A 21,238-nucleotide genomic window follows, 5' to 3' on the forward strand; every position below is an offset into this window, starting at 1 on the left:
CCTTCACCACACCTCAACCCGAGGTTGAAAGAACCCGCAAAGAGCGCGGCCGGCACCTCCGGCCTGGAAATGCTCAGTCAAGTTCATCAGCCGAAGGGCGCAGCGCGAAGGGCACTTTGGGTTACCTGCTGCGACGACTTCGAGCGTTGTCCCCGGGGGGACGCCGCTTGGAAGGCTGCCCGTCGGGAGACGAACCTCCCTCGCGGTGTCGCTTCCCTTCCGCGGAACCGCCGGCACCTCCAGCCGTCCGGCGCGCTTCTTCTGCTCGTATGTTCGCTTCCCTTTGGGATTGCATTCTCAACAGAGCTTGTCGTTCTGCGTTGAAGCTTGCCGCCGTCGTCATAACGCCGAAGGCGGCATCGACGGAGACGTCGAGCTCGTGCTGATTCCCAGGGTCATTCGGATTGTATCTGGCGCCGATTTCGTCAAGAGTTCCGTATGCCTCACGTGCATAGTCCTGCCGGGCCTTGGAATCTACCAATTGGCCTGCGGACAGCATGTATCCATCACGCTCCAACGGGGTCGCGAGCGGGAACTGCTCGTCGCTGTTGAGTGACGCCTGAGCCAGATAACCGAGCGATGGATTCCATGTCGGCGTGTATGAAATAGCTCGGGCCTGGAAGTCGTTTCCCGTGACGATTGATGGCTGCGAGTCGTTCCAGTTACTTGGATGGTAGTCGTGAGTCAGGTCCGGATTCTCCATCATCTGCCTGGCCGCAATCCTGTCCACTACGGGATCGTTGCCCATCTCCCAGGCGTGCTGCCTGTTCGGATAATCGTCGAGCGATGCTTCTGACTCTTGGTACGGCGTCTCTGATTGGCTCTGCTGCACGTGCCTGTAATGCTCGTCGGAGTATCCCTCGGGCGAGTCCGTCATTTATGGCACCTTCCTTCCATCCTGACCTGCGGTTGAGCCCGATTCGATGTGCTCATCCACGCTGGGCATACTGCCTCTGCCTCCCCTTTCCGCATGGGGGTCGTATCGGACGCGGCGTACACACACAACGCTCCTGTAGGGCACCCGGTTCAACAGCCAGGGACTCGGGGTGGGCCGAAGCAGCCGGGGGACGCCGGACGGTGGCGGAGATCTTTCGATCCGGCAAGGGCCTGGGTTTGTCATGCCGGCCGAGCCCGGGATGGTGAGTGCTCGGAGGCGCGCCCGCCGGCTGTGGCGGTACGGCAAGTGACAGGCCGGGTGGAACGTCAGGCCAGTGCGCCCCTCCAGCGCGAGGGGGCAGGAGCATGTCAAAAGATCACGCCGGGGAGAACGCCGCCCGGCCGCTCGGCGAGGTCAGGGTCTGCAGGGTCTGCAGGGTCTGTTCGAGAGTGGTGGGCAACCGGCGGATGGCCGGGGCGGTCAGGGTCGGCGCCAAGGCGCGCATCAGCATGCCACGGTATTGACCAGTGGATTCGCCTGTGTCCGCATCGCGACTGAGTGGGTGCAGGAGTCGTGACAGCGTCTGGTTCATGTCACTTCCACATTCCTGGATGGGTTGCTGACTGATCGGAAGGGGTCCGGTGGTGGCAGCCCACTCGGCCGAGGCTCGGCTTCGTGCCACCAGGCCCGGCACCGGACATGAGGCCGCCGTACCGCACGACTACTCGTTGTCGCCCACCGCGGCGACGGCGTGGCCGCCGAACGCGCCCGGCCGCGACGGTGGTGTCACAGCGGTGGGCAGCGCCGCCGCGTACGCGTCGTCCGGGTCGAGACGGCGCAGTTCCTCGGCAAGCAGCTCGGCCGTGCTCCGCACACGCAGGGCGAGGGTGCGGGTGGGCCGGCCGGTGATGGAAAGGGTCGCCACCGCGCCGACCGGGCGATCGATATGGATCTCGCCCGACCCGGTGTACAGCCGGACCCCTGTCACCACGGGGCCGTCGGTGTCCCGCTGCTCGACCGGTACGCGGAGGCGGTCGGTGAGCCAGCGGGCCAGCAACTCGGCGCTGGGGTTGCCGGGTTCGCTCTCCACCACCGCCGAGGTGACGGTGGCGCGGACCTGGTCGAGGGCCGCGGCCAGCATGGAACGCCATGGGGTGAGGCGCGTCCAGGCCAGATCCGTGTCGCCGGGAGCGTAGGCGGCCGTACGGGCGGCCAGTGCCCGCAGCGGCTCCTCGGCGGCGTACATGTCGGTGATCCGGCGCTGGGCGAGCGCGCCCAGCGGGTCTTCGGCGGGCGCCGCCGGCGCGTCGGTCGGCCACCAGATGACGACGGGGGCGTCCGGCAGCAGCAGCGGCAGGATCACCGAGTCGGCGTGGTCGACCGCCTCGTCGTACAACCGGAGCAGCACGGTCTCACCACTGCCGACGTCGCCGCCGATACGGACCTCGGCGTCCACGCGGGGCCCGCCGCGGTGCTTGAAGCCACGGGTCGGCCGCTTGATGACGGCCAGGATCCGGGAGGGATGTTCACGCGAGGCCTCGGTCGCGGCCTTCACCGCGTCGTGTGCGTTCTCCTCGTCGGTGACGATGACGAGAGTGAGCACCATGCCGACAGCGGCGCTGCCGTTGGCCCTGCCCTCGGTCAGCGCCTTGTTGATCCGGGCGGCCGTCGTGTGCGTGAGGTCGGTGATCATGGCCTGCGCCACTTCCGTCCGTCTCGTGCGAGCATCTCGTCGGCCTCGGTGGGGCCCCAGCCGCCCGAGGTGTACTGGGCGGGACCGCCGTGCGTCTCCCAGTACTCCTCGATCGGGTCGAGGATCCGCCAGGACTCCTCGACCTCCTCGGTACGCGGGAAGAGGTTGGCGTCGCCGAGCAGGACGTCGAGGATCAGGCGCTCGTACGCCTCGGGGCTCTCCTCGGTGAAGGACTCGCCGTAGGCGAAGTCCATGGTCACGTCTCGGATCTCCATCGAGGTGCCGGGCACCTTCGAACCGAACCGGGTCGTCATGCCCTCGTCCGGCTGCACCCGAATGACCAGGACGTTCGTGCCGAGTTCCGCGGTGGCGGTCGAGTCGAACGGCGAGTGCGGAGCACGCTGGAAGACCACCGCGATCTCCGTGACCCGGCGGCCCAGTCGCTTGCCGGTGCGCAGGTAGAACGGGACACCCGCCCAGCGGCGGTTGTCCACCTCCAGCTTGACGGCCGCGTATGTGTCGGTCTTCGACGCGGGATCGATGCCGTCTTCCTGGAGATAGCCGACGGTCTTCTCGCCGCCCTGCCAGCCGGCGGTGTACTGGGCGAACACGGTGTGCTCGCCCAGTTCCTCCGGCAGCCGCACCGACTTCAGGACCTTGAGCTTCTCGGTGAGCAGCGAATCGGCGTCGAAGGCGATGGGCTCCTCCATGGCGGTCAGGGCCATGAGCTGGAGCAGGTGGTTCTGGATGACGTCGCGAGCGGAGCCGATGCCGTCGTAGTAGCCGGCCCGGCCGCCGATGCCGATGTCCTCCGCCATCGTGATCTGCACGTGGTCGACGTACGAGCGGTTCCAGATCGGCTCGTACATCTGGTTGGCGAAGCGCAGCGCCAGGATGTTCTGGACGGTCTCCTTGCCCAGGTAGTGGTCGATGCGGAAGACCTGGTCCGGCTCGAACACGTCGTGCACGAGCGCGTTCAGCTCACGGGCGCTCCTCAGGTCGTGCCCGAAGGGCTTCTCGATCACCGCCCGCCGCCAGGAGCCCTCAGGCGCGTCGGCCAGGCCGTGCTTCTTCAGCTGCCGGACGACCTTGGGAAAGAATTTCGGCGGCACGGACAGGTAGAAGGCGAAGTTGCCGCTGGTGCCCCGGGACGCGTCAAGGTCGTCGACGGTCTCCCGGAGCTCTTTGAACGCCTCGTCATCACCGAAGTCGCCCACGATGAAACGGATGCCCTCGGCGAGTTGCCGCCAGACTTCCTCCCGGAACTCCGTACGGGCGTGCTCGCGCACCGAGTCGTGGACTGTCCGCGCGAAGTCCTCGTCCTCCCGGTCCCGCCGGGCGAAGCCGATGAGCGAGAAGCCCGGTGGCAGCAGCCCGCGGTGGGCGAGGTCGTACACGGCCGGCATCAGCTTCTTGCGCGACAGGTCACCGGTGACACCGAAGATGACCAGGCCCGACGGGCCCGCGATACGCGGCAGACGGCGGTCGGAGGCGGTGCGCAGCGGGTTCGTCCAGCGGTCCGCCCCGGGCGTGGGGGGTGTGTCCGACATCGCGTCAATCCCCTTTCGAGGCGGATTAGATGAAGCATCAACTGTTACCGAGGCTCAATCTACATGAATGGGTGACACGTCAACAATCAGCTCTACGCTTGCATGTATGACTGAGGAACCAAGAGGGCTCTCCCCGGCGGAACAGGACGCCTGGCGCACCTTCGTCCGGTTACAGAGCAAGCTCATCGGCAGGCTCTCCCACGATCTGAAGACCGAGTGCGATCTGTCCACCGCCGACTACGCGGTCCTCGTCAATCTCACCGAGGCGCCCGGGGGCCGGCTCCGCTTCCTGGACCTGGCCGGAGCGGTGGAATGGGAGAAGAGCCGCATGTCCCACCACGTGGCCCGGATGACGAAACGTGGGCTGGTCACGCGTGAGCCGTGCCCCGAGGACGGCCGCGGCGCGTTCGTGGCCGCCACCCCGGCAGGCCGGGCGGCCATCGCGGCAGCGGCCCCACGCCACGCCAGAGCCGTGCGCCGCCTGTTCGTCGGCCCGTTCACACCACAAGAGCTGAACATGTTCAGCGCACTCGCGAAGCGCCTTCTGGAGCAGCTGGAAAGGGATTCGCTCCAGGACGGTTTCGTACCGCGCCGCCGACAGAGCCACGGCTTGGAGGCGAGAGCCGACCGGCGACAGGGATGACGACAGGGGATTGGCCTCCGCCGACGTCGCGCCCCCTACCCCCTACGGAACGAACGCCCCGCCGTGCGCGGTCAGCGGGTACGGCCGCGTGGCTTGAGCGGGGTGGCCGGCAGTTCGGGGGCGGGCAACGGTGCGCCGTCGTAGCCATGGACCGTTCCGAAACGGTCACCCGTCATCCAGGCCGCACGCCCCTCGGCGATCTCCTCCTGAGTTCGCCCGATGAGGTTCCACCACATGATGATCTTCTCCTCGAACGGCTCTCCCCCGATCAGCAGCAGCCCCGAGTCGCTGAGGGCGCGCAGCGGCAGTTCGGTACGTCCCGACCCCAGATAGAGCATGGAGCCGGGATCGAGGCGCACGCCGTCGACCTCGGTGGCTCCGGACATCGTCAGCACGGCGTACTCGAAGTCCGGCTCCACCGGCAGCCGTACGTCCGCGCCTTCGGCGAGCGCGAGGTCCGCGCCGACCAGGGGCGAATACGTCGTGCCCGGCGAGACGGCGCCGTCCAGTGCGCCCAGGATGACGGTGGCCGTCAGCCCCGGACCCGTGACGGCCGGCAGGTCGGCGTGGTGCTCGAAGGCGGGCGCGGTGTGCCGGTGGGCGTCGGGCAGCGCGACCCACAACTGGGCGCCGTGAAGCAGCCGGGGATGTGGCACGTTGCTCTGCTCGGCGTGCGCGATGGCCCGCCCCGACGTCATCAGACCGAGCTGACGAGGACGCAGGACCTGCACGCTGCCGACGCTGTCGCGGTGCAGGACCTCACCCTCGTGCAGCCAGCTCACCGTCTGCAGGCCCATGTGCGGGTGGGGCGGCACCTGCATGCCGGGCTCGTCGGCGATGTCGTCGGGCCCGTAGTGGTCGACGAAGCACCAGGCGCCCACCATGCGCCGTCCCAGATTCGGCAGCAGCCTGCGCACGACCGTGGCGCCCAGGCTCGCCTCCCGCGGGTTCAGCAGCTCCCTGACGGGCCGTCCCGGCACGTCGGCCCGGCCTCCGCACTCACGGAGACCGGGCTGGAGGTCGAGATCACTCATGACGACTGGGTCCCTTCTGTCGCGGCGGGCCGCGGTACGGAGTTGCGCCGTCCCGGGCGTTCGGGCGCGGGCACGATGGGCACGTCACCCCGTACCGCCCGCGTGACGGGGGTCCGGTCGGCGATCTCCAGGAGCCGGGCGCGCCGCTCGTCGTCGAGGTCACCCGTCAACTCGATGCGCCTGGTGATGCGGAACGTCTTGTCCGGCCCCTTCTCGTATGCCAGGTGCACCCGGACTTCGGGCAGGGGCCACTGCTTGCGCTGGGCGTACATGCGCAGGGTGATCGCCGTACAGGACCCCAGCGCCGACAACAGCAGGCCGACGGGCGTGGGCGCCGTGTCGGCCCCGCCGACCGACTCCGGCTCATCGGCGGCCAGCGGGTGGCGACCCGCGCGTATGTCCACCCGGTAGTCCGATCCGGAACTGGTGGCGACCACGGCTGCGGCTCGTACGTACTCGGGCTGGACCCCATCGGCCGTCTCGGTCCGCTCCGGCCGCGACACGTCCCGCCTCACAGCCCGAACCGGTCCCGCTGCCCCTGCGGCACCAGGTCGGCGTACTCCTTGTGCTTGCCGATCCAGCCCCGGATGAAGGGGCAGAAGGGAAGCACTCCGAGCCCTTCCTCCCTGACCGCGTCGAGGGCCGCCTGGGCGAGTACGCCGCCGAGGCCCCGGCCCGCGAACCGCCGATCGATTTCCGTATGGATGAAGGCGATCTCGTCCCGGTACCGGTGGTATTCGGCAAAGCCGGCGAGTTCGTCGCCGTCGAAGACCTCGAAACGCGATCGGCCGGGGTTGTCCGCCACGCGGGATTCCATCGCTCCTCCTCGGGATGGTCGCTGCGCCGTCGTTCCTCCGCACGAGGAGGCGGCTTCCGCGGCAAGACAACCACCAGTGTTGTTGACTAGTCAACCGAACCCGGAGTGACGAACCTCGCGGGGCCGACGCGCCCGCCGGGGGGATGCCGCGACCGTCGTACCCACCGCCGTGTACGCGGCCTCCGAGGGCCGGGGCGCGGCTTCGAGCGGCAGCCGGCCGCACACGGAAACTCTCGGTGAATTTCCGGTGGTCCGAAATGAAGCACAGCCGGAATATCGGCGAATGTCTCCCGAGTCGTGAACTCCCGGTGGCGCCGACCCGTGGTGGCCGTCGCACACGGAAAACCGGCATGAGTCGCCATCCTCCGGATTCCGGGACGCCCGTGCCGATCCGGCGGGTTTCCCCCCGGGCGAACGCGATGGAAGTGCCTACTGAAGGAGTGGACATGCAGAAAGCGACAGGTGAACCGGAGGGGAGTTCCTTCGGCCCCGAGCATCCCTACGGACCCCCGGTCGACGCCAAGAGGGTGAAGGCGCACGAGAAGGGAGTCCCCGGCAGGCGGGCCGACCTGGGCCGCGACGACCGGGTGCGGCTCAACCCGCTGTGGCAGCCGCTCGACGAGATGGAGGACCCGAAGAAACTGATCACCAGGAACCCCGCGGCCGTCTGGCACTACTCCGTGGTGCAGGGGCGCATATTCATGGGCAGCGAAGAGATGGGAACGGTGGTTTCCCGCGGGGAGTTCATGGATCTCAACATCACCATGCAGCGTGATGTGCGCCGCGCCATGGACCACCTGGGACACCCCACCATCGCGGTCGAGTTCAACGAGGACGGTTCGCTCCGGCCCGGAAAGGCCTCGCTCAGCGGTGAATTTCGCTTCTCCCCGGAAAAAAGGCAGTGGGTGATCAACGACAAGTCGGGACGGTACATGAGCGAAAAGGTCCGGCCGGACCTGCCGGAGGCCGAGGTGAAGCAGTGGCTGGAACGGGCCGCCGCGGTCTTCACGACGGTCCTGGGTACGGAGGTGGGCTACGAACAGCTGAAGACGCTGGGGACGACCGCGGCCGGCGCCGCGCCCGCCGCAAAGGCCAACCCGGCCGACCAGCCCAACCCTGCCAACCCGGTCAACCCGGTCAACCCGGCCAACCCGGCCAACCCGGCCAACCCGGCATACGCGTGGGAGCTGCCCGGCGAGGCCGGGGCCGTCCAGCCGCGGCGGAGCGAACGGATCGCCCGGAACGAATCAGGCGCCACCGCGCCGAGTCCGCGCTCGGCGTCCCCGAACGACGCCCCGGCGAAGAGGCGCCGGAGGGCATGACGCCGCCGACTCACGAACGGTCAACCGGGTACTCGCGACGACGAGTTCTCGTTCGCGGCCGAGCGCGACGGCTGCCGTGCCCGGCTTCGGAACTGTGCGGGCGATGAGCCGACCACGCGGCGGAACGCGGTGCTGAACGCGCTCTCGGACAGGTAGCCCGTGGCCCGTGCGAGCTCGGAGATCGACAAGGTGTCGCGGGCGAGGGCGTCGCGCGCGAGGCTCATGCGCCATTGGATCAGGTACTCCAACGGCGGGACCCCGACGTGGCTCTTGAAGGCCTGGGCGAAGGCGGAACGCGACATGTGGCTGATCTCGGCGAGCTCTTTGAGGCTCCAGGAGTGGGCCACATCCGCGTGCACGGCCCGCAGGGCGGCACCGATGCCGTCCTCGTTCAGGGCGCCCAGCCAGCCGGTGGGCCGGTCTGTCTGACCGGCGTGAGCACGCAGCATGTGCACGAGCAGGATCTGTGCGAGGTGGTTCTGCACCAGCGGTCCGCCGGCGGCGGCGATCCCGACCTCGGTGGCCAGGAGATCGATCAGTTGCGCGAGCCGCCCGCCATGAGGATCACCGGCGCGGACGATCACCAGCGGCGGCAGAAGATCCGTCAGGAGGGGCGCGTTCCGGTCGTCGAACGCGATGTGCCCGACGCAGAGGTAGAGGTCCTCCTCGGACTCCGGGCCGATCCGCACGAACCCGTCCTCGGCACTCGCCCACACGGGCTCCGCGGGGCGCGGGCTCGCGTCGAGCGTGCCGGCCAGCACGTAGGGCGGCGGGTTGCCCAGCATGAAGGTGTCCCCCTCCCGCAGGAGCACCGGCTCGTGCCCTTCGAGGATCAACCAGCACGTGCCGCGCACGAGGCCACCGATCCGCACGTGCGGGAACGGTTCGAAGCTCAGGGCCCACTCCCCGGCGGCCAGGAGGCTGGGCCCGATCACCGTGCGGGGCCGGAGCAGGCCGATCGCGTCCGCCACTGGATCCCGGAATCCGAGCACCGACGACACCTCCTGGACGATGCGTAAAGAATGCCGGACTCTGCATCATGGATAGTATCCCAGCTCTCCCGCAGGATCGATGTCGCACGGATTGGCAGCGAGAGAGTGATGGAGACACCCACATGGGACAGCTGGAAGGCAAGACGGCGGTGGTCACCGGGGGCAGTACCGGTATCGGTCTGGCCAGCGCCGTACGGCTGGCGGACGAGGGCGCGTACGTGTTCGTCACCGGCCGACGCCAGTCCGAACTGGACGCCGCCGTCAAGACCATCGGAGCGGACCGGGCCACCGCGGTCGTCGGCGACATCGCGAAGCCGGCGGACCTGGACCGGCTCTACGAGGCGGTCCGGGCGCGGGGCCAGGGTTTGGACGTGCTCGTGGCGAACGCGGCGATCGGCGCGTTCGTGACCCTGGAACAGACCACCGAGGAGCACTTCGACCAGACCTTCGCGGTCAACGTCCGAGGCACGCTGTTCACCGTGAAGAAGGCGTTGCCGCTGCTCAACGACGGAGCCTCGGTCGTCCTGGTCGGTTCGACGGCCGGCGACCGCGGGGTGGAGGCGTTCGGCGCGTACTCGGCGTCGAAGGCGGCCGTCCGGTCCTTCGCGCGGACGTGGTCCACCGAACTCAAGGACCGGGGTATCCGGGTCAACGTGGTCTCGCCGGCCTGGATCGAGACTCCCGGGGGCACCGCCGCCTTCGGTGACGAGGAGACCGCCCGGGCCGTCAAGGAGAAGGTCGCCGCGACCGTGCCCAAGGGCCGCATGGGGCAGCCCGAGGAAGCCGCCGCGGTCGTGGCGTTCCTGGCCTCGGAACAGAGCAGCTACGTCGTCGGCTCGAACATCTACGTCGACGGCGGCGAGAACCAGATCTGAACAGGCACCACACGGTGCCGCCCCAGCGAGATCGTGACCGGTCCCGCAAGAGAACCAAGAGCACACGAGTACAGCCCGGACACCGGGCGAGAAAGGCCGTCATGTCCGACTTCGACACGCGCGAGTTCTACGACCGCTACTGCGAGGCGCTCAACGCGCATGAGTTCGACCGCATGGACGAGTTCGTCAACGAGTCCATCCTCTCGCACGGCGCGCCGGCCACGCGGGCGGACGTCGTCGCGGCGCTCAAGAACATCGCCGACGCGGTTCCCGACATCCGCTGGGAGATCAAGGAGGTGGCGATCCACGGTGACACTCTGGCCTGCCACTCCGTCAACCACGGCACCCCCACCAAGGAATGGCTCGGGGTGGCTCCCACGGGCGCTCCGATCGAGATCGACGAGTTCGCCCTCTACCGGATCCGCGACGGGAAGTTCGTGCAGATGTCGAACGTCCACGACGCCGAGGCCCTGAGGAAGCAGCTCGCGGGCTGACCGAGTCGGGCACGGCCGCGCGGAGCCCGACGCATGCGGATGCTCCGCACGATGGCGAATTCCAAGGGTCGTCGCTTCAGATGAGGATCAACTGGCCGAGGCCAGGAGCTCAGCGAGACGCTCGGCCGGGGTTTCCCGGCCGAGCGTCCCTCAGGCGCTTCCCCTCCGGTCAGCCGCCCGCCCGCGCGCGACGCGAGACCACCGCGCGCAGCACCCGCTGTCCCTCGCTCGACAGGTCCAGGGCCCGGCGCACCCCGGCGGCCCCCGCCGTCTCGGCGAGGACCTCCAGGATCGCGATCTGGCGCCGCAGTTCGCCGGCGGCCAGCGGCCCGATCCCGTCCGTGCTCTGCGCGCCGTCCGCCGCGTCCGCCACCGCGCCGCTGTCCTCCCGGCACCGCGCGAGCCGTTCCGCCGCGGCGGCGGGTCCGTCCTCGGCCGCGGCGTCGAACTGCTGGTGGATCTCCAGCGCGACGACGGAGCAGGTGTCGGCCCAGGTCCGCAGCGAGTCGGCCGCCCATTCCGAGGGCGCGGCACCGAGCATGGTCCGGACGAGCGCGGTGGTGACATCGGGCGCGGGGCCGGCGATGGCGTCCAGGGCGTCCCTCGACGCCGACAACCGCGCCGACCAGTCCCGTTCGCCGCTCACGACCCCCGCCCACAGCGGTCGCAGGACCTCGGTCTCCTCGGCGAGCAGCGGCAGACAGCGGTCGAGGCAGGCGAGCCCGCTCGCGGCGAGTCCGCGCTCATCCGCTTCTGTGATCAGCTTCACCAGGCTCATTGACGTCTCCCGTCACGGACGCAGTACTGCCCCCTTTCCCCCTACTGCGTCGAACGGCTGGAATACGTCACTCATTGATCGTCCGGAGCGCGCCCTCGACTCGCTCAACGTGGCTATACGCCGGGTTTTTCCGATACGCCCGGGATTCCGAGTCCATCCAGAAGCCGGAAGAACAACTCCTCGCCGAAAGATTCCGGCCGCTTCAGGCGCAGCACTTCGAGGAGCGTCCCGGGCTCCACGGCGGCGCTCACCGCGCTGCCCGCCTCGGTGGCCCAGGCGACGGCCCGTCGTGTCGCGTCCTCCGCCGACAGGAAGAGCTCTTCGAGCACCATGTCGTTCGCGGCGAGATGGCGGGCCATCGGCTCCCGCGCCAGACAGGCGTACCAGGACCCGCTCTCCGGGGCCGCCGCCTCCACCGCCACGCATTCGCTGCCCATCACGAAGCCGAAGAGCACCGGCGATCCCATGGCCCTGGCCAGCGCGCCCATGTCACCGATGTCGGGATCGCTCGGATGCCACCACACCTGCCAGCCGTCGGGCCGTTTCTGATGGAGCGTCAGATCGTGGCGTACGGCCGCGAGCGCCGGCTGCTCGGCGAGCGGACGCTCGCTCCTGCCCACGACGAAATAGCCCCAGAAACCCATATCCCGCTCCCCCGTACCCACGCATATGTGGGCTACAGCCTCACCCGGCCCGTAAGACCACGACCCGGACGGCACGGATCCACCACAAGGCCGTCACCCCGCGTCCACAACCGCGCGGGCGCGGCGGGCGCCGCCACCCCGGCGCCCGCCGCGCCCACCCCGCCCGCCGCCCCGTACCGACCGGTCACCCGGCGCTGGTCACCTTCGCCGCCAGCGACTGGAACGCGCCCCAGCTCAGGGTCGGTTCGGCCGGGTTCCACACCTTCTGGGAGAGGGCCGCCAGCGGCAGCCTGATCCCGTTCGCCACCTGGTCCTGGGTCTGCGCGTTCGGGAAGTCGCCCCAGATCGCGAACAGACCGCCCTGGATCTGCTTCGAGTACCGCTCGGGCACCGGTGTCGTACCGCGCAGGACCAGCGGGGTCCACTGCTCGTAGATGCGCTTCCCGGTCGGGTAGATGAAGTTGTTGGGCTGGCCGAGCACGTAGTACAGGTACTCGTCGTTGAAGTTCACGACCTTGCGCCCCTCGTTCAGATACTCCACGGGGGGCCGGGCCCCGATCTCCCTGCCCGTCCAGTACTGGACCTCGAAGTCCGGATCGGCCTTCACGACACCGCCCCTGAAGAGGCCGTCGTTCCAGACCTTGAACTTCTTCTTGTACGGGGCGAGGGCCGCGGCGCGGTCGTTCGTCCAGGCGGTCGTCAGATCCTGGACCGTGCCGTTCGGCCCGTACTTCTGGACCGCGAGCTTCGCCAGCTTCGGGTACGACGCCTCGGGGTCGGACACCACCAGCGCCTGGTACTCGTCGGCGCCCAGGTTCCAGTACGGCCCCTTGAACAGCTGGGCGAACTCGCGGTCCAGTTCGTCGATGAGCTTCGCCGCCGCGGGCTGCGAGATGTCGATCGCACCCTTCGTGGCCACCCCGTTCACATTGCGCAGCTGGAGCGAGGGGTGGGCACGCAGGACCGCTCCCAGGTGTCCCGGGGAGTCGATCTCCGGGACGACGGTGATGTGCAGCTGATCGGCGAGCGCCAGGATCTTCCTGACCTCCGCCTTGGAGAGATGCTGCGGGGAGACGATCTCCGGGTGGGTCGTGGACTCTATGCGGAAGCCCTGGTCGTCCGAGAAGTGCAGACCGAGCTGGTTGAGCTTGAGGTCGGCCATCTCGCGCATCCGGGCCTCGATCCAGCCCGGCGTGTAGTACTTGCGGGCGATGTCGAGGTTCAGCCCGCGCTGCGGGCGTGCGGGACTGTCCTGTACGACGCCCTCGGGCAGCACACCGTCGGCGCGTATGGACTGCTTGAGCGTGCGGGTGCCGTAGAAGACCCCGGCCTGGTCGGGTCCGGTGATCCGGACCCGGCCGCCGCTCGTGGTGAGCGTGTACGACTCGGCGGAGCCGCTGCCGCTCTTCAGCGCCAGCTCGACATCGCCGGCGCGGGCCGCGACCGCGCCCCGGTAGGCGATCTTCAACTCCTTGGCGAGCAGCTTCCCCTCGTCGGCGAGGCCGTCACTGCCCTTGGCTATGACGACACCGCTGTTCGAGGCGGGTTTCCAGCCGGGACCGCGAGCCGCCTCGTGCTTCCGTACGGAGGGTATGCCGCGCGGAGGCGTCGAGAGCGGATACGACCGTGTGGGTGACGGCGAGGTGGCGGGGGTCACGGCGGAACGGTCCCCCTGGCCGGAGGTGGACCCCTCCCGCGACCGCGCGTCCCCCGGTGAACCGGATCCCGTGCCCGAGGAGCCACAGGCCGACACCGAGACAGCGGCGGCCAGCGCGAGGACCGCCCCGGCGGCTCGGGCACCCTTCGATGGCGATATCACTCGTAAACCTCCTATATGCGGCTATCCAGCGAAAGTGCGACACGATTACGGCGAAGGTCGCACGGCGGCGTCCATCCCGCGCGCCGAAACTCTCCCATCCGGGTGAAAATCGCGCATCCATCGGATGTCTCCAGCGGGGCGTCGATAACGTTTACGAAGCAATTCCCACTCCGAGCTCAACCGGATCACACGCGATCTCGTCTTTCCGTACGCATGTCCTTACGCATGTCCTCTCATCCGCCCAGGGCGTCCGCCCACCGCGTCCGCCCTTCGCGTTACCTCACGCACAGCGCATGCCGCACTACTTCTGTCACACCGCAGCCGTCCCGCCGCGTTCGAGGAGCCCACGCTGTCCCGCGCGTCCCACACCGGCCACCCGACCCACCACACCAACGGGCCCGCCGACGCCGACCTCGCCCTCGGCCTCCGCCGTTTCAACGCCCTCCCGCCGGGCGACGCCGAGGCCGCGCTGCTCGCCTGCTGCGGCAGCCGCCGCTGGGCTCGGCGGATGGCCGCGCACCGCCCGTACCACGATGCCGACTCACTGCTCGCGGGCGCCGACGAGGCCGGCTACGACCTCGCCCCCGCCGACCTCGCCGAAGCGCTCGCCGCCGAGGCGTCCTCGGGCCCGCCCCACAGCGCGCCCGCCGCGGCCAGGACCGCGCTGCGCGCCGCGCACGCCGCGTACGAGAGCAGCTTCGGCCACGCCTTCGTGATCAGCCTCGACGGTCACCGCCCGGAGGAGTACCTCGACCAGGTGCTGGCGGGGATCCGCGCCCGGCTCTCCCACGACCCGGACCACGAGAGATCCGTCTCCGCCGAGGAGCTGCGCAGACTCGCCCGCGGCCGGCTGACCCGCCTGCTCGCTTCCGGCCTCCGCACGGAAGCGGAAGCGGCCGCCACTACCCCGGTCGCGGCGGACTGTATAGCCGGAAGCGGGCATTCTGGCTGATGGATAGCCCGTCCGTGGCTGTTTGATTGCCTGTTTGATCACACCTATGGGCCCCCGGGCGAACGAACCGACAAGTCGTCGCTACGATGGCCGGGGCCGGTGGACCGTACCCGGCCGGGCGCGACCGACACCACTGTGCTTGATTGAGTAGAAGATGGCGGCCGGCCCCGATCCCCGCTCCCGGAGGGTTTTTCCGTGCCGGCTGGAACGCTGTACCGCGGCCGGGAAGGAATGTGGTCGTGGGTGGCTCATCGAGTCACCGGCGTGCTCATCTTCTTCTTCCTGTTCGTACACGTGCTGGACACCGCTCTCGTCCGTGTCTCACCCGAGGCGTACGACGACACCGTCGCCATCTACAAGACGCCGGTCGTGGCGCTGCTTGAGTACGGCCTTGTGGCCGCCGTCCTCTTCCACGCACTCAACGGCCTGCGCGTCATCGCCGTGGACTTCTGGTCCAAGGGCCCGCGCTACCAGAAGCAGATGCTGTGGACCGCCGTGGGCATCTGGTTCATCCTGATGGTCGGCGCCCTCTACCCCGTGCTCGGCCACGCCGTGCGCGAAGTCTTCGGGAGCTGAGAGTCCGCCGATGTCTTCCAACAACGCAGTCACCAACACCTCTTCCGCGATCGGTTTCGTCGAGAGCGAGAGCCCGTACGACGTCGACCACCCGGCGCCCCTCATCGAGGCGCCGCGCCAGCGGACCAACAAGACCCCGAAGGCGACCCGCGGCAACTTCGAGATGGCCGCGTGGCTCTTCATGCGGCTGTCCGGCGTCGTGCTGGTCGTGCTGGTCATCGGTCATCTGCTGATCCAGCTGGTGCTCGACGGCGGCGTGTCCAAGATCGGCTTCGCCTTTGTGGCCGGCCGCTGGGCCTCCCCGTTCTGGCAGGCCTGGGACCTGCTGATGCTGTGGCTGGCGATGCTTCACGGGGCGAATGGCCTCCGTACGATCATCAACGACTACGCGGAGCGCGCCAACACGCGCCTGTGGCTCAAGGGCCTGCTGTACACCGCCACGGTGTTCACCATCCTTCTGGGCTCGCTGGTGATCTTCACCTTCGACCCGAACATCCGCTAAAGCCGGGGCTGACGAGACAATGAAGATCCATAAGTACGACACCGTCATCGTCGGCGCCGGTGGCGCCGGTATGCGCGCGGCCATCGAGTCGACCAAGCGCAGCCGTACCGCCGTGCTGACGAAGCTGTACCCGACCCGGTCCCACACGGGCGCCGCGCAGGGCGGCATGGCCGCCGCGCTCGCCAATGTGGAGGAGGACAACTGGGAGTGGCACACCTTCGACACGATCAAGGGCGGCGACTACCTGGTCGACCAGGACGCCGCCGAGATCCTGGCGAAGGAGGCCATCGACGCCGTCCTCGACCTGGAGAAGATGGGCCTGCCGTTCAACCGGACCCCGGACGGCACCATCGACCAGCGCCGCTTCGGCGGTCACTCCCGTAACCACGGCGAGGCGCCGGTCCGCCGGTCCTGCTACGCCGCGGACCGTACGGGCCACATGATCCTCCAGACGCTGTACCAGAACTGCGTCAAGGAGGGCGTGGAGTTCTTCAACGAGTTCTACGTCCTGGACCAGCTGCTGACCGAGGTCGACGGCGTCAAGGTGTCCGCCGGGGTCGTGGCGTACGAGCTGGCCACCGGCGAGATCCATGTCTTCCAGGCGAAGTCGGTCATCTACGCGTCCGGCGGCACCGGCAAGTTCTTCAAGGTGACCTCCAACGCGCACACCCTGACCGGTGACGGCCAGGCCGCCTGCTACCGGCGCGGACTGCCGCTGGAGGACATGGAGTTCTTCCAGTTCCACCCGACGGGCATCTGGCGCATGGGCATCCTGCTCACGGAGGGCGCCCGCGGTGAGGGCGGCATCCTGCGCAACAAGGACGGCGAGCGCTTCATGGAGAAGTACGCGCCCGTCATGAAGGACCTCGCCTCGCGCGATGTCGTCTCGCGCTCCATCTACACGGAGATCCGCGAGGGCCGCGGCTGCGGTCCCGAGGGCGACCATGTCTATCTGGACCTGACGCACCTCCCGCCGGAGCAGCTGGACGCCAAGCTGCCCGACATCACCGAGTTCGCCCGTACGTACCTGGGCATCGAGCCGTACACGGACCCGATCCCGATCCAGCCGACCGCGCACTACGCCATGGGCGGCATCCCCACCAACGTCCAGGGCGAGGTCCTCGCGGACAACACGACGGTCGTTCCCGGGCTGTACGCGGCCGGCGAGGTCGCCTGCGTCTCGGTGCACGGCGCCAACCGGCTGGGCACCAACTCGCTGCTGGACATCAATGTCTTCGGACGCCGTTCGGGCATCGCCGCCGCCGAGTACGCGGCGAAGAACGACTACGTCGAGCTTCCCGAGAACCCGGCGTCGCTGGTCGAGGCCCAGGTCGAGCGGCTGCGGAACTCCACGGGCAAGGAGCGGGTCGCCGCGCTGCGCCTGGAGCTCCAGGAGTGCATGGACGCCAATGTAATGGTGTTCCGCACCGAGCAGACGATCAAGACGGCGGTCGCGAAGATCGCCGAGCTGCGCGAGCGCTATCTGAACGTGTCCGTCCAGGACAAGGGCAAGCGGTTCAACACGGACCTGCTGGAGGCCATCGAGCTGGGCAACCTGCTCGACCTGGCCGAGGTGATGGCGACCTCGGCCCTGGCGCGCAAGGAATCGCGCGGTGGTCACTACCGCGAGGACTACCCGAACCGCGACGACGTCAACTTCATGCGCCACACCATGGCGTACCGCGAGGTGGGCGACGACGGCACCGAGTCGATCCGGCTCGACTACAAGCCGGTCGTCCAGACCCGCTACCAGCCGATGGAGCGTAAGTACTGATGGCTACCCCGACCATGGACAAGCTGGAGGCGCTGGAGGCGGACTCCGCCTCCTCGCATCTCATCGCGGTCACCTTCCGGATCCGCCGCTTCAACCCGGAGGTCTCCGCCGACGCCGAGTGGGAAGACTTCCGGATCGACATCGATCCGAAGGAGCGGGTACTCGACGCCCTCCACAAGATCAAGTGGGACATCGACGGCACGCTCACCTTCCGGCGCTCCTGCGCGCACGGCATCTGCGGCTCCGACGCGATGCGGATCAACGGCCGTAACCGGCTGGCGTGCAAGACGCTGATCAAGGACATCATCTCCACGGACAAGACCGGGGCCGTCAGCAAGCCGGTCACGATCGAGGCCATAAAGGGCCTCACGGTCCTCAAGGACCTGATCGTGGACATGGACCCGTTCTTCCAGGCGTACCGCGATGTGATGCCCTTCCTCGTCACCAGCGGCAACGAGCCGACGCGTGAGCGGCTCCAGTCCGCCGAGGACCGCGAGCGCTTCGACGACACCACCAAGTGCATCCTGTGCGCGGCGTGCACATCGTCCTGCCCGGTCTTCTGGAACGACGGGCAGTACTTCGGCCCCGCCGCGATCGTGAACGCGCACCGCTTCATCTTCGACTCGCGTGACGAGGCCGGGGAGCAGCGCCTGGAGATCCTCAACGACAAGGACGGCGTGTGGCGTTGCCGTACGACGTTCAACTGCACGGACGCCTGCCCGCGCGGTATCGAGGTCACGAAGGCGATCCAGGAAGTCAAGCGCGCGCTGATCACGCGGCGTTTCTGAGCGCCGGGTCTGAGCGCCGGATCGGCGCTGGGTCCCGGCTGGGGCCCGAGGGGCTCGTTTCTGTGGGTACGTCATACAGAAACGAGCCCTTCCTGTGTCAGGATCGAGGCTGCCGACAAGCCCAGGGGAACGGGGAGATGACAGATGACTGAGCCCAATCCGTACGCGGACGGCGAGTACAAGTGGGGGCCGACGCCGGGCACTCCTCCGGGCACTCCTCCGGGCAATCCGCCGACCGGCGCGCCGGGCGTACCGGAGTACGACTTCCCCAACCCGACGCTCGCCGACGGAGTGGCGGGTGCCCCCACCGCCGGCTACGGCTATCCCGGCGCCACCCCCGCCCCGGGCTACGGCTATCCGCAGTCCGGCGCGGCGTCCCCGGTGCCGGCGGGCGCCACCGGAACGCCGCTGGTGTCGATCGGTGACATCACGGTCGTGGGCGACTCGATCATCACCCCGTCGGGCACGCTCCCCCTGAGGGGCGCGGTCTGGAACGCGACGGACATGTCCCGCACGGAGGAGAAGATCCCGACGCACGCCATCATCCTGGCCATCGTCTTCTTCATCTTCTGTCTGCTCGGGCTGCTCTTCCTCCTGATGAAGGAGAAGACGACGACGGGCTTCATCCAGGTCACGGTGACCAGCGGCGGCAAGCACCACTCGACGATGATCCCGGCCAACAACGCGGGCACGTTCCAGATGGTGATGGGCCAGATCGGCTACGCGCGGTCGATCAGCGCGATGTAAGCGAACTGCGCTGGATTCGTGAATACGTGCCGAGGGGTAGTCGGGGGCACCCGGTGCGTTCGATGGCGGGTGGGGGCCGCCCCTCAGGTTTCAGTTTCGCGGCTCCGGGCCGGGCATCAAGGGCGCTCCTTCGTCGCGTCGGCAAGCCGATGGGCTGCGCCCACCCTTGACCCCCAACCCTCCACCGCAAGTGCAGCTTTGAGGGGGGCGGCCCGGGGGGAGGGGTCCCCGGAGGGGCTGGGATCGTGGGACGGGTTCTTTCCCGGCCTGCGGCCCGGTGGACCCTGCGGGGCTGCGCGGGAGTGGAGTGGGGCGGCCCGGCACCGGCAAAGCGACTGACCGTCGGGGAGTGGTCGGGACTCATGCCCCGCTGGTGACAGTCCCTTGACGGGTGCACCTGTTGCCTGAGGCGGACGGACTCGCCACCCGCCCCCTATGTCCCAGTTTGGCGGGCCATTCCGGGGCCCCCGGGCGGGTCATGCGTCCTGGGTTCGGCTAAGTCGTCTCCACGGCACACCCCCACCCCCGACAGGCCCACTATCGCCCCATGAGTCACACCCACCCCACCACCCACACACCCCAACAGCCGGGCACCAACCCCGGCCACTCCCCCACCCCGGACCGTGAGGAATGGGGCGGATGTGACCGGTGAGGCGACCAGTGGGCCGGTCGGAGGGGGTGATGCGCCATGGGGCCCGGTTAACCGAACTCAGGACGCATGGCTTTGTGTATCTCTAGGAACAGCGTTTGTCGACAGGTTCCGGAGGCAGTTGGTGATCAACTGGCTCACGGATGTCGAGCAGAAATGACGGCACCGCGCGCAGCGGTGGCGCTGCTTCTGACAGGGGGCATACTCACTCGATGGGTTCGATTTATCGCAGTGCCAGGGGCCGGCAGTCCATCCAAGGCTGGTGTACTGATCAGCTTGATCGGTGGACGGTTTCGCATGAACGCATGAAGGTGACCGTCAAGGAGGTGCCCACCCACGTAGTGGCCGCGGGCTCCGGCCCGACGACGGTGGTGTTCGTCCCGGGCACCAATTTCAATGCCGCTTCCTCCTTGCCGCTGGCGACGGCTCTGGTCACCGCTGGCCATCGGGTCTTACTCGTGGACGTCCCGGGGCAGCCTGGCCTCAGTGCCGCAGAACGTGGGCCCTCTCGCGGCAGGCTGTCCTGGTATGGCGCTTGGCTGGGCGAGACGCTGAAGGAATTGTCGGCCGGGCCCGTGACCGTCATGGGCCATTCTTTCGGCGCTGCTGTCGCCGTCTCGTGCGCTTCGCCGTGCATCGAGCGACAAGTCCTCGTGTGCCCAGGCGGGCTGGCGAGGCTGCGGGTCAGCGCCAGCGTGATGGCCGCCTCTGCCGCCTGGTACGTGCGTCCGACACCGAAACGCAGTGCCCGGCTCCTGCGAGCCATGCACGCGCCCGGCCACCAACCTCGCGCTGAGCTCGTTGAGTGGATGACGCTCATCGCGCGACACGTCCGCTCAAGCGGATCCCCAGGGATCGCCGATCTCTCCCCAACGACTGTACGCCGCTGCGCCGTCGGCGGTGAGCACGACACCTTCCTGCCGCCTCGGCGCCTCGGTCCGGCCGTGCGCAAGAGGCTCGGTATCGACCTTGACGTGGCCGCGGGCAACGGCCATCTCCTGGTTGACGAAGACCCCGAATACGTGGCTGCTCTTATCGGCAACACGGGCGGGACTCGGCCTTCCCCTCAGGCAAGGTGAGGAGGGGGAACCTGCCCCTGCCCCGTTGCTGGAATTCGTTGAGCGACGTTCGCGGGTCGTGGCGGGCTCCTCGGCTCGTGCGCGAGTACTGGCGAGGCGGCATGACCAGCAGCTTTCACCAAGAGCATCCCGATGCTGCCCTGACAAGAACCGCGATGCCTCCCAAAGTCATCAACAGCACCCGACCGTGGTCCGGGGCGCCTCCCAAACTCATCGACAAGTGACGTCACTACTGCTCGATAAAGCCAGGACGCATGACCCGCCGGAGCACCCCCCAAAGCCCCTTCCAAAATGGGACATTGAGGGCAGGTGGCAGGCTCGTCCGCCCCTGCTTACAGGTGCACCCGTCAATGGACTGTCCCCAGCGGGGCATGAGTCCCAACAACCCACCCACATCCACTCGCTGAGCCGGTGCCGGGCCGCCCCACTCCACTGCCGCGCAGCCCCGCAGGGCCCACCGACCCGAGGCCGGGATCCGGCCCCCGGAACATGGGAGCTTCCCCGGGGACCCCTCCCCCGGGCCGCCCCCCTCAAAGCAGCACTTGCGGTGGAGGGTTGGGTGTCAAGGGTGGAGCGAAGCGGAATCGGCGCAGCCGACGCGACGAAGGAGCGCCCTTGACGCCCAACCCGCAA

Annotated in this window: 22 protein-coding genes; 11 read left to right on the forward strand and 11 right to left on the reverse strand. The window is 68.5% G+C overall.

Features of this window, described 5'->3' with window-relative positions; all coding sequences use genetic code 11:
* Positions 1 to 121: 121 nt before the first annotated feature.
* The 4 genes from ABTZ59_RS12615 to zwf form a co-directional block, all read right to left on the reverse strand.
* The gene (locus ABTZ59_RS12615; protein ID WP_351394980.1) at positions 122 to 877 is read right to left on the reverse strand and encodes a hypothetical protein; all 756 of its coding nucleotides are present in this window, start codon (positions 875 to 877) and stop codon (positions 122 to 124) included.
* A 376-nt stretch (positions 878 to 1,253) separates the two neighbouring features.
* Entirely contained in the window at positions 1,254 to 1,469 is a 216-nt protein-coding gene (locus ABTZ59_RS12620; RefSeq protein ID WP_351394983.1) for a hypothetical protein, read from the reverse strand.
* Between the two features lie 129 nt (positions 1,470 to 1,598).
* Positions 1,599 to 2,570 carry a glucose-6-phosphate dehydrogenase assembly protein OpcA gene (gene opcA, locus ABTZ59_RS12625; RefSeq protein WP_351394986.1) on the reverse strand — a complete coding sequence of 324 codons (972 nt, stop codon included), beginning with the start codon at positions 2,568 to 2,570 and terminating at the stop codon, positions 1,599 to 1,601.
* Complete coding sequence (gene zwf / locus ABTZ59_RS12630) at positions 2,567 to 4,120, reverse strand: glucose-6-phosphate dehydrogenase (protein WP_351394988.1); 1,554 nt, start codon at positions 4,118 to 4,120, stop codon at positions 2,567 to 2,569. Before zwf ends, opcA begins: the two co-directional genes overlap by 4 nt.
* Before the next feature lie 106 nt (positions 4,121 to 4,226).
* On the opposite strand from zwf, the gene ABTZ59_RS12635 reads away from it, so the two are divergent.
* Positions 4,227 to 4,763 carry a MarR family winged helix-turn-helix transcriptional regulator gene (locus ABTZ59_RS12635; protein ID WP_351394991.1) on the forward strand — a complete coding sequence of 179 codons (537 nt, stop codon included), beginning with the start codon at positions 4,227 to 4,229 and terminating at the stop codon, positions 4,761 to 4,763.
* Positions 4,764 to 4,834: 71 nt separating this feature from the next.
* Here the strand turns inward: ABTZ59_RS12635 and ABTZ59_RS12640 are convergent, their stop codons facing one another.
* Genes ABTZ59_RS12640 through ABTZ59_RS12650 form a run of 3 tightly spaced genes read right to left on the reverse strand, consistent with a single transcriptional unit; the run spans position 4,835 to position 6,614 of the window.
* Positions 4,835 to 5,797 carry a pirin family protein gene (locus ABTZ59_RS12640; protein WP_351394993.1) on the reverse strand — a complete coding sequence of 321 codons (963 nt, stop codon included), beginning with the start codon at positions 5,795 to 5,797 and terminating at the stop codon, positions 4,835 to 4,837.
* Positions 5,794 to 6,300 (reverse strand): OsmC family protein, encoded by a 507-nt coding sequence (locus tag ABTZ59_RS12645; RefSeq protein WP_351394996.1) that lies wholly within the window; start codon positions 6,298 to 6,300, stop codon positions 5,794 to 5,796. The genes ABTZ59_RS12640 and ABTZ59_RS12645 overlap by 4 nt, the downstream gene beginning before the upstream one ends.
* Before the next feature lie 8 nt (positions 6,301 to 6,308).
* Positions 6,309 to 6,614: a GNAT family N-acetyltransferase gene (locus ABTZ59_RS12650; protein WP_351394999.1), complete on the reverse strand. Its 306-nt coding sequence runs from the start codon at positions 6,612 to 6,614 to the stop codon at positions 6,309 to 6,311.
* Positions 6,615 to 7,060: 446 nt separating this feature from the next.
* Here ABTZ59_RS12650 and ABTZ59_RS12655 point away from each other — a divergent pair, with 446 nt between their 5' ends.
* Positions 7,061 to 7,936 (forward strand): hypothetical protein, encoded by an 876-nt coding sequence (locus tag ABTZ59_RS12655; RefSeq protein ID WP_351395001.1) that lies wholly within the window; start codon positions 7,061 to 7,063, stop codon positions 7,934 to 7,936.
* Positions 7,937 to 7,956: 20 nt separating this feature from the next.
* Here ABTZ59_RS12655 and ABTZ59_RS12660 read toward each other — a convergent pair whose 3' ends face one another.
* Positions 7,957 to 8,907 (reverse strand): AraC family transcriptional regulator, encoded by a 951-nt coding sequence (locus ABTZ59_RS12660; protein ID WP_351395004.1) that lies wholly within the window; start codon positions 8,905 to 8,907, stop codon positions 7,957 to 7,959.
* 143 nt (positions 8,908 to 9,050) lie between these two features.
* On the opposite strand from ABTZ59_RS12660, the gene ABTZ59_RS12665 reads away from it, so the two are divergent.
* Together ABTZ59_RS12665 and ABTZ59_RS12670 are read left to right on the forward strand one after the other, a co-directional pair.
* On the forward strand, positions 9,051 to 9,803 hold the full coding sequence (locus ABTZ59_RS12665) for an SDR family NAD(P)-dependent oxidoreductase (protein ID WP_351395007.1): 753 nt from the start codon (positions 9,051 to 9,053) through the stop codon (positions 9,801 to 9,803).
* A gap of 101 nt (positions 9,804 to 9,904) precedes the next feature.
* Positions 9,905 to 10,297 carry an ester cyclase gene (locus ABTZ59_RS12670; protein WP_351395010.1) on the forward strand — a complete coding sequence of 131 codons (393 nt, stop codon included), beginning with the start codon at positions 9,905 to 9,907 and terminating at the stop codon, positions 10,295 to 10,297.
* Positions 10,298 to 10,466: 169 nt separating this feature from the next.
* Here the strand turns inward: ABTZ59_RS12670 and ABTZ59_RS12675 are convergent, their stop codons facing one another.
* The 3 genes from ABTZ59_RS12675 to ABTZ59_RS12685 form a co-directional block, all read right to left on the reverse strand.
* Complete coding sequence (locus ABTZ59_RS12675) at positions 10,467 to 11,075, reverse strand: hypothetical protein (protein WP_351395012.1); 609 nt, start codon at positions 11,073 to 11,075, stop codon at positions 10,467 to 10,469.
* Positions 11,076 to 11,188: 113 nt separating this feature from the next.
* Positions 11,189 to 11,719 carry a hypothetical protein gene (locus ABTZ59_RS12680; RefSeq protein ID WP_351395014.1) on the reverse strand — a complete coding sequence of 177 codons (531 nt, stop codon included), beginning with the start codon at positions 11,717 to 11,719 and terminating at the stop codon, positions 11,189 to 11,191.
* A 184-nt stretch (positions 11,720 to 11,903) separates the two neighbouring features.
* Positions 11,904 to 13,535 (reverse strand): beta-N-acetylhexosaminidase, encoded by a 1,632-nt coding sequence (locus ABTZ59_RS12685; RefSeq protein WP_351395061.1) that lies wholly within the window; start codon positions 13,533 to 13,535, stop codon positions 11,904 to 11,906.
* A gap of 472 nt (positions 13,536 to 14,007) precedes the next feature.
* Between ABTZ59_RS12685 and ABTZ59_RS12690 the strand changes: the two genes are divergently transcribed.
* From ABTZ59_RS12690 to ABTZ59_RS12720, 7 genes are all read left to right on the forward strand, one after another.
* Complete coding sequence (locus tag ABTZ59_RS12690) at positions 14,008 to 14,490, forward strand: 2-oxo-4-hydroxy-4-carboxy-5-ureidoimidazoline decarboxylase (protein ID WP_503002693.1); 483 nt, start codon at positions 14,008 to 14,010, stop codon at positions 14,488 to 14,490.
* Between the two features lie 195 nt (positions 14,491 to 14,685).
* Entirely contained in the window at positions 14,686 to 15,066 is a 381-nt protein-coding gene (gene sdhC / locus ABTZ59_RS12695) for a succinate dehydrogenase, cytochrome b556 subunit (RefSeq protein WP_308404834.1), read from the forward strand.
* Positions 15,067 to 15,076: 10 nt separating this feature from the next.
* Complete coding sequence (locus ABTZ59_RS12700) at positions 15,077 to 15,568, forward strand: succinate dehydrogenase hydrophobic membrane anchor subunit (protein ID WP_351395016.1); 492 nt, start codon at positions 15,077 to 15,079, stop codon at positions 15,566 to 15,568.
* Between the two features lie 19 nt (positions 15,569 to 15,587).
* Entirely contained in the window at positions 15,588 to 17,342 is a 1,755-nt protein-coding gene (gene sdhA, locus ABTZ59_RS12705) for a succinate dehydrogenase flavoprotein subunit (RefSeq protein WP_351395019.1), read from the forward strand.
* Positions 17,342 to 18,130 (forward strand): succinate dehydrogenase iron-sulfur subunit, encoded by a 789-nt coding sequence (locus ABTZ59_RS12710; RefSeq protein WP_351395022.1) that lies wholly within the window; start codon positions 17,342 to 17,344, stop codon positions 18,128 to 18,130. Before sdhA ends, ABTZ59_RS12710 begins: the two co-directional genes overlap by 1 nt.
* A gap of 144 nt (positions 18,131 to 18,274) precedes the next feature.
* On the forward strand, positions 18,275 to 18,877 hold the full coding sequence (locus ABTZ59_RS12715; protein WP_351395024.1) for a hypothetical protein: 603 nt from the start codon (positions 18,275 to 18,277) through the stop codon (positions 18,875 to 18,877).
* 861 nt (positions 18,878 to 19,738) lie between these two features.
* Entirely contained in the window at positions 19,739 to 20,605 is an 867-nt protein-coding gene (locus tag ABTZ59_RS12720) for an alpha/beta fold hydrolase (RefSeq protein WP_351395027.1), read from the forward strand.
* Positions 20,606 to 21,238: the final 633 nt, after the last annotated feature.

This window comes from Streptomyces sp. NPDC094034 (genome assembly GCF_040303865.1).
GTDB lineage: Bacteria > Actinomycetota > Actinomycetes > Streptomycetales > Streptomycetaceae > Streptomyces.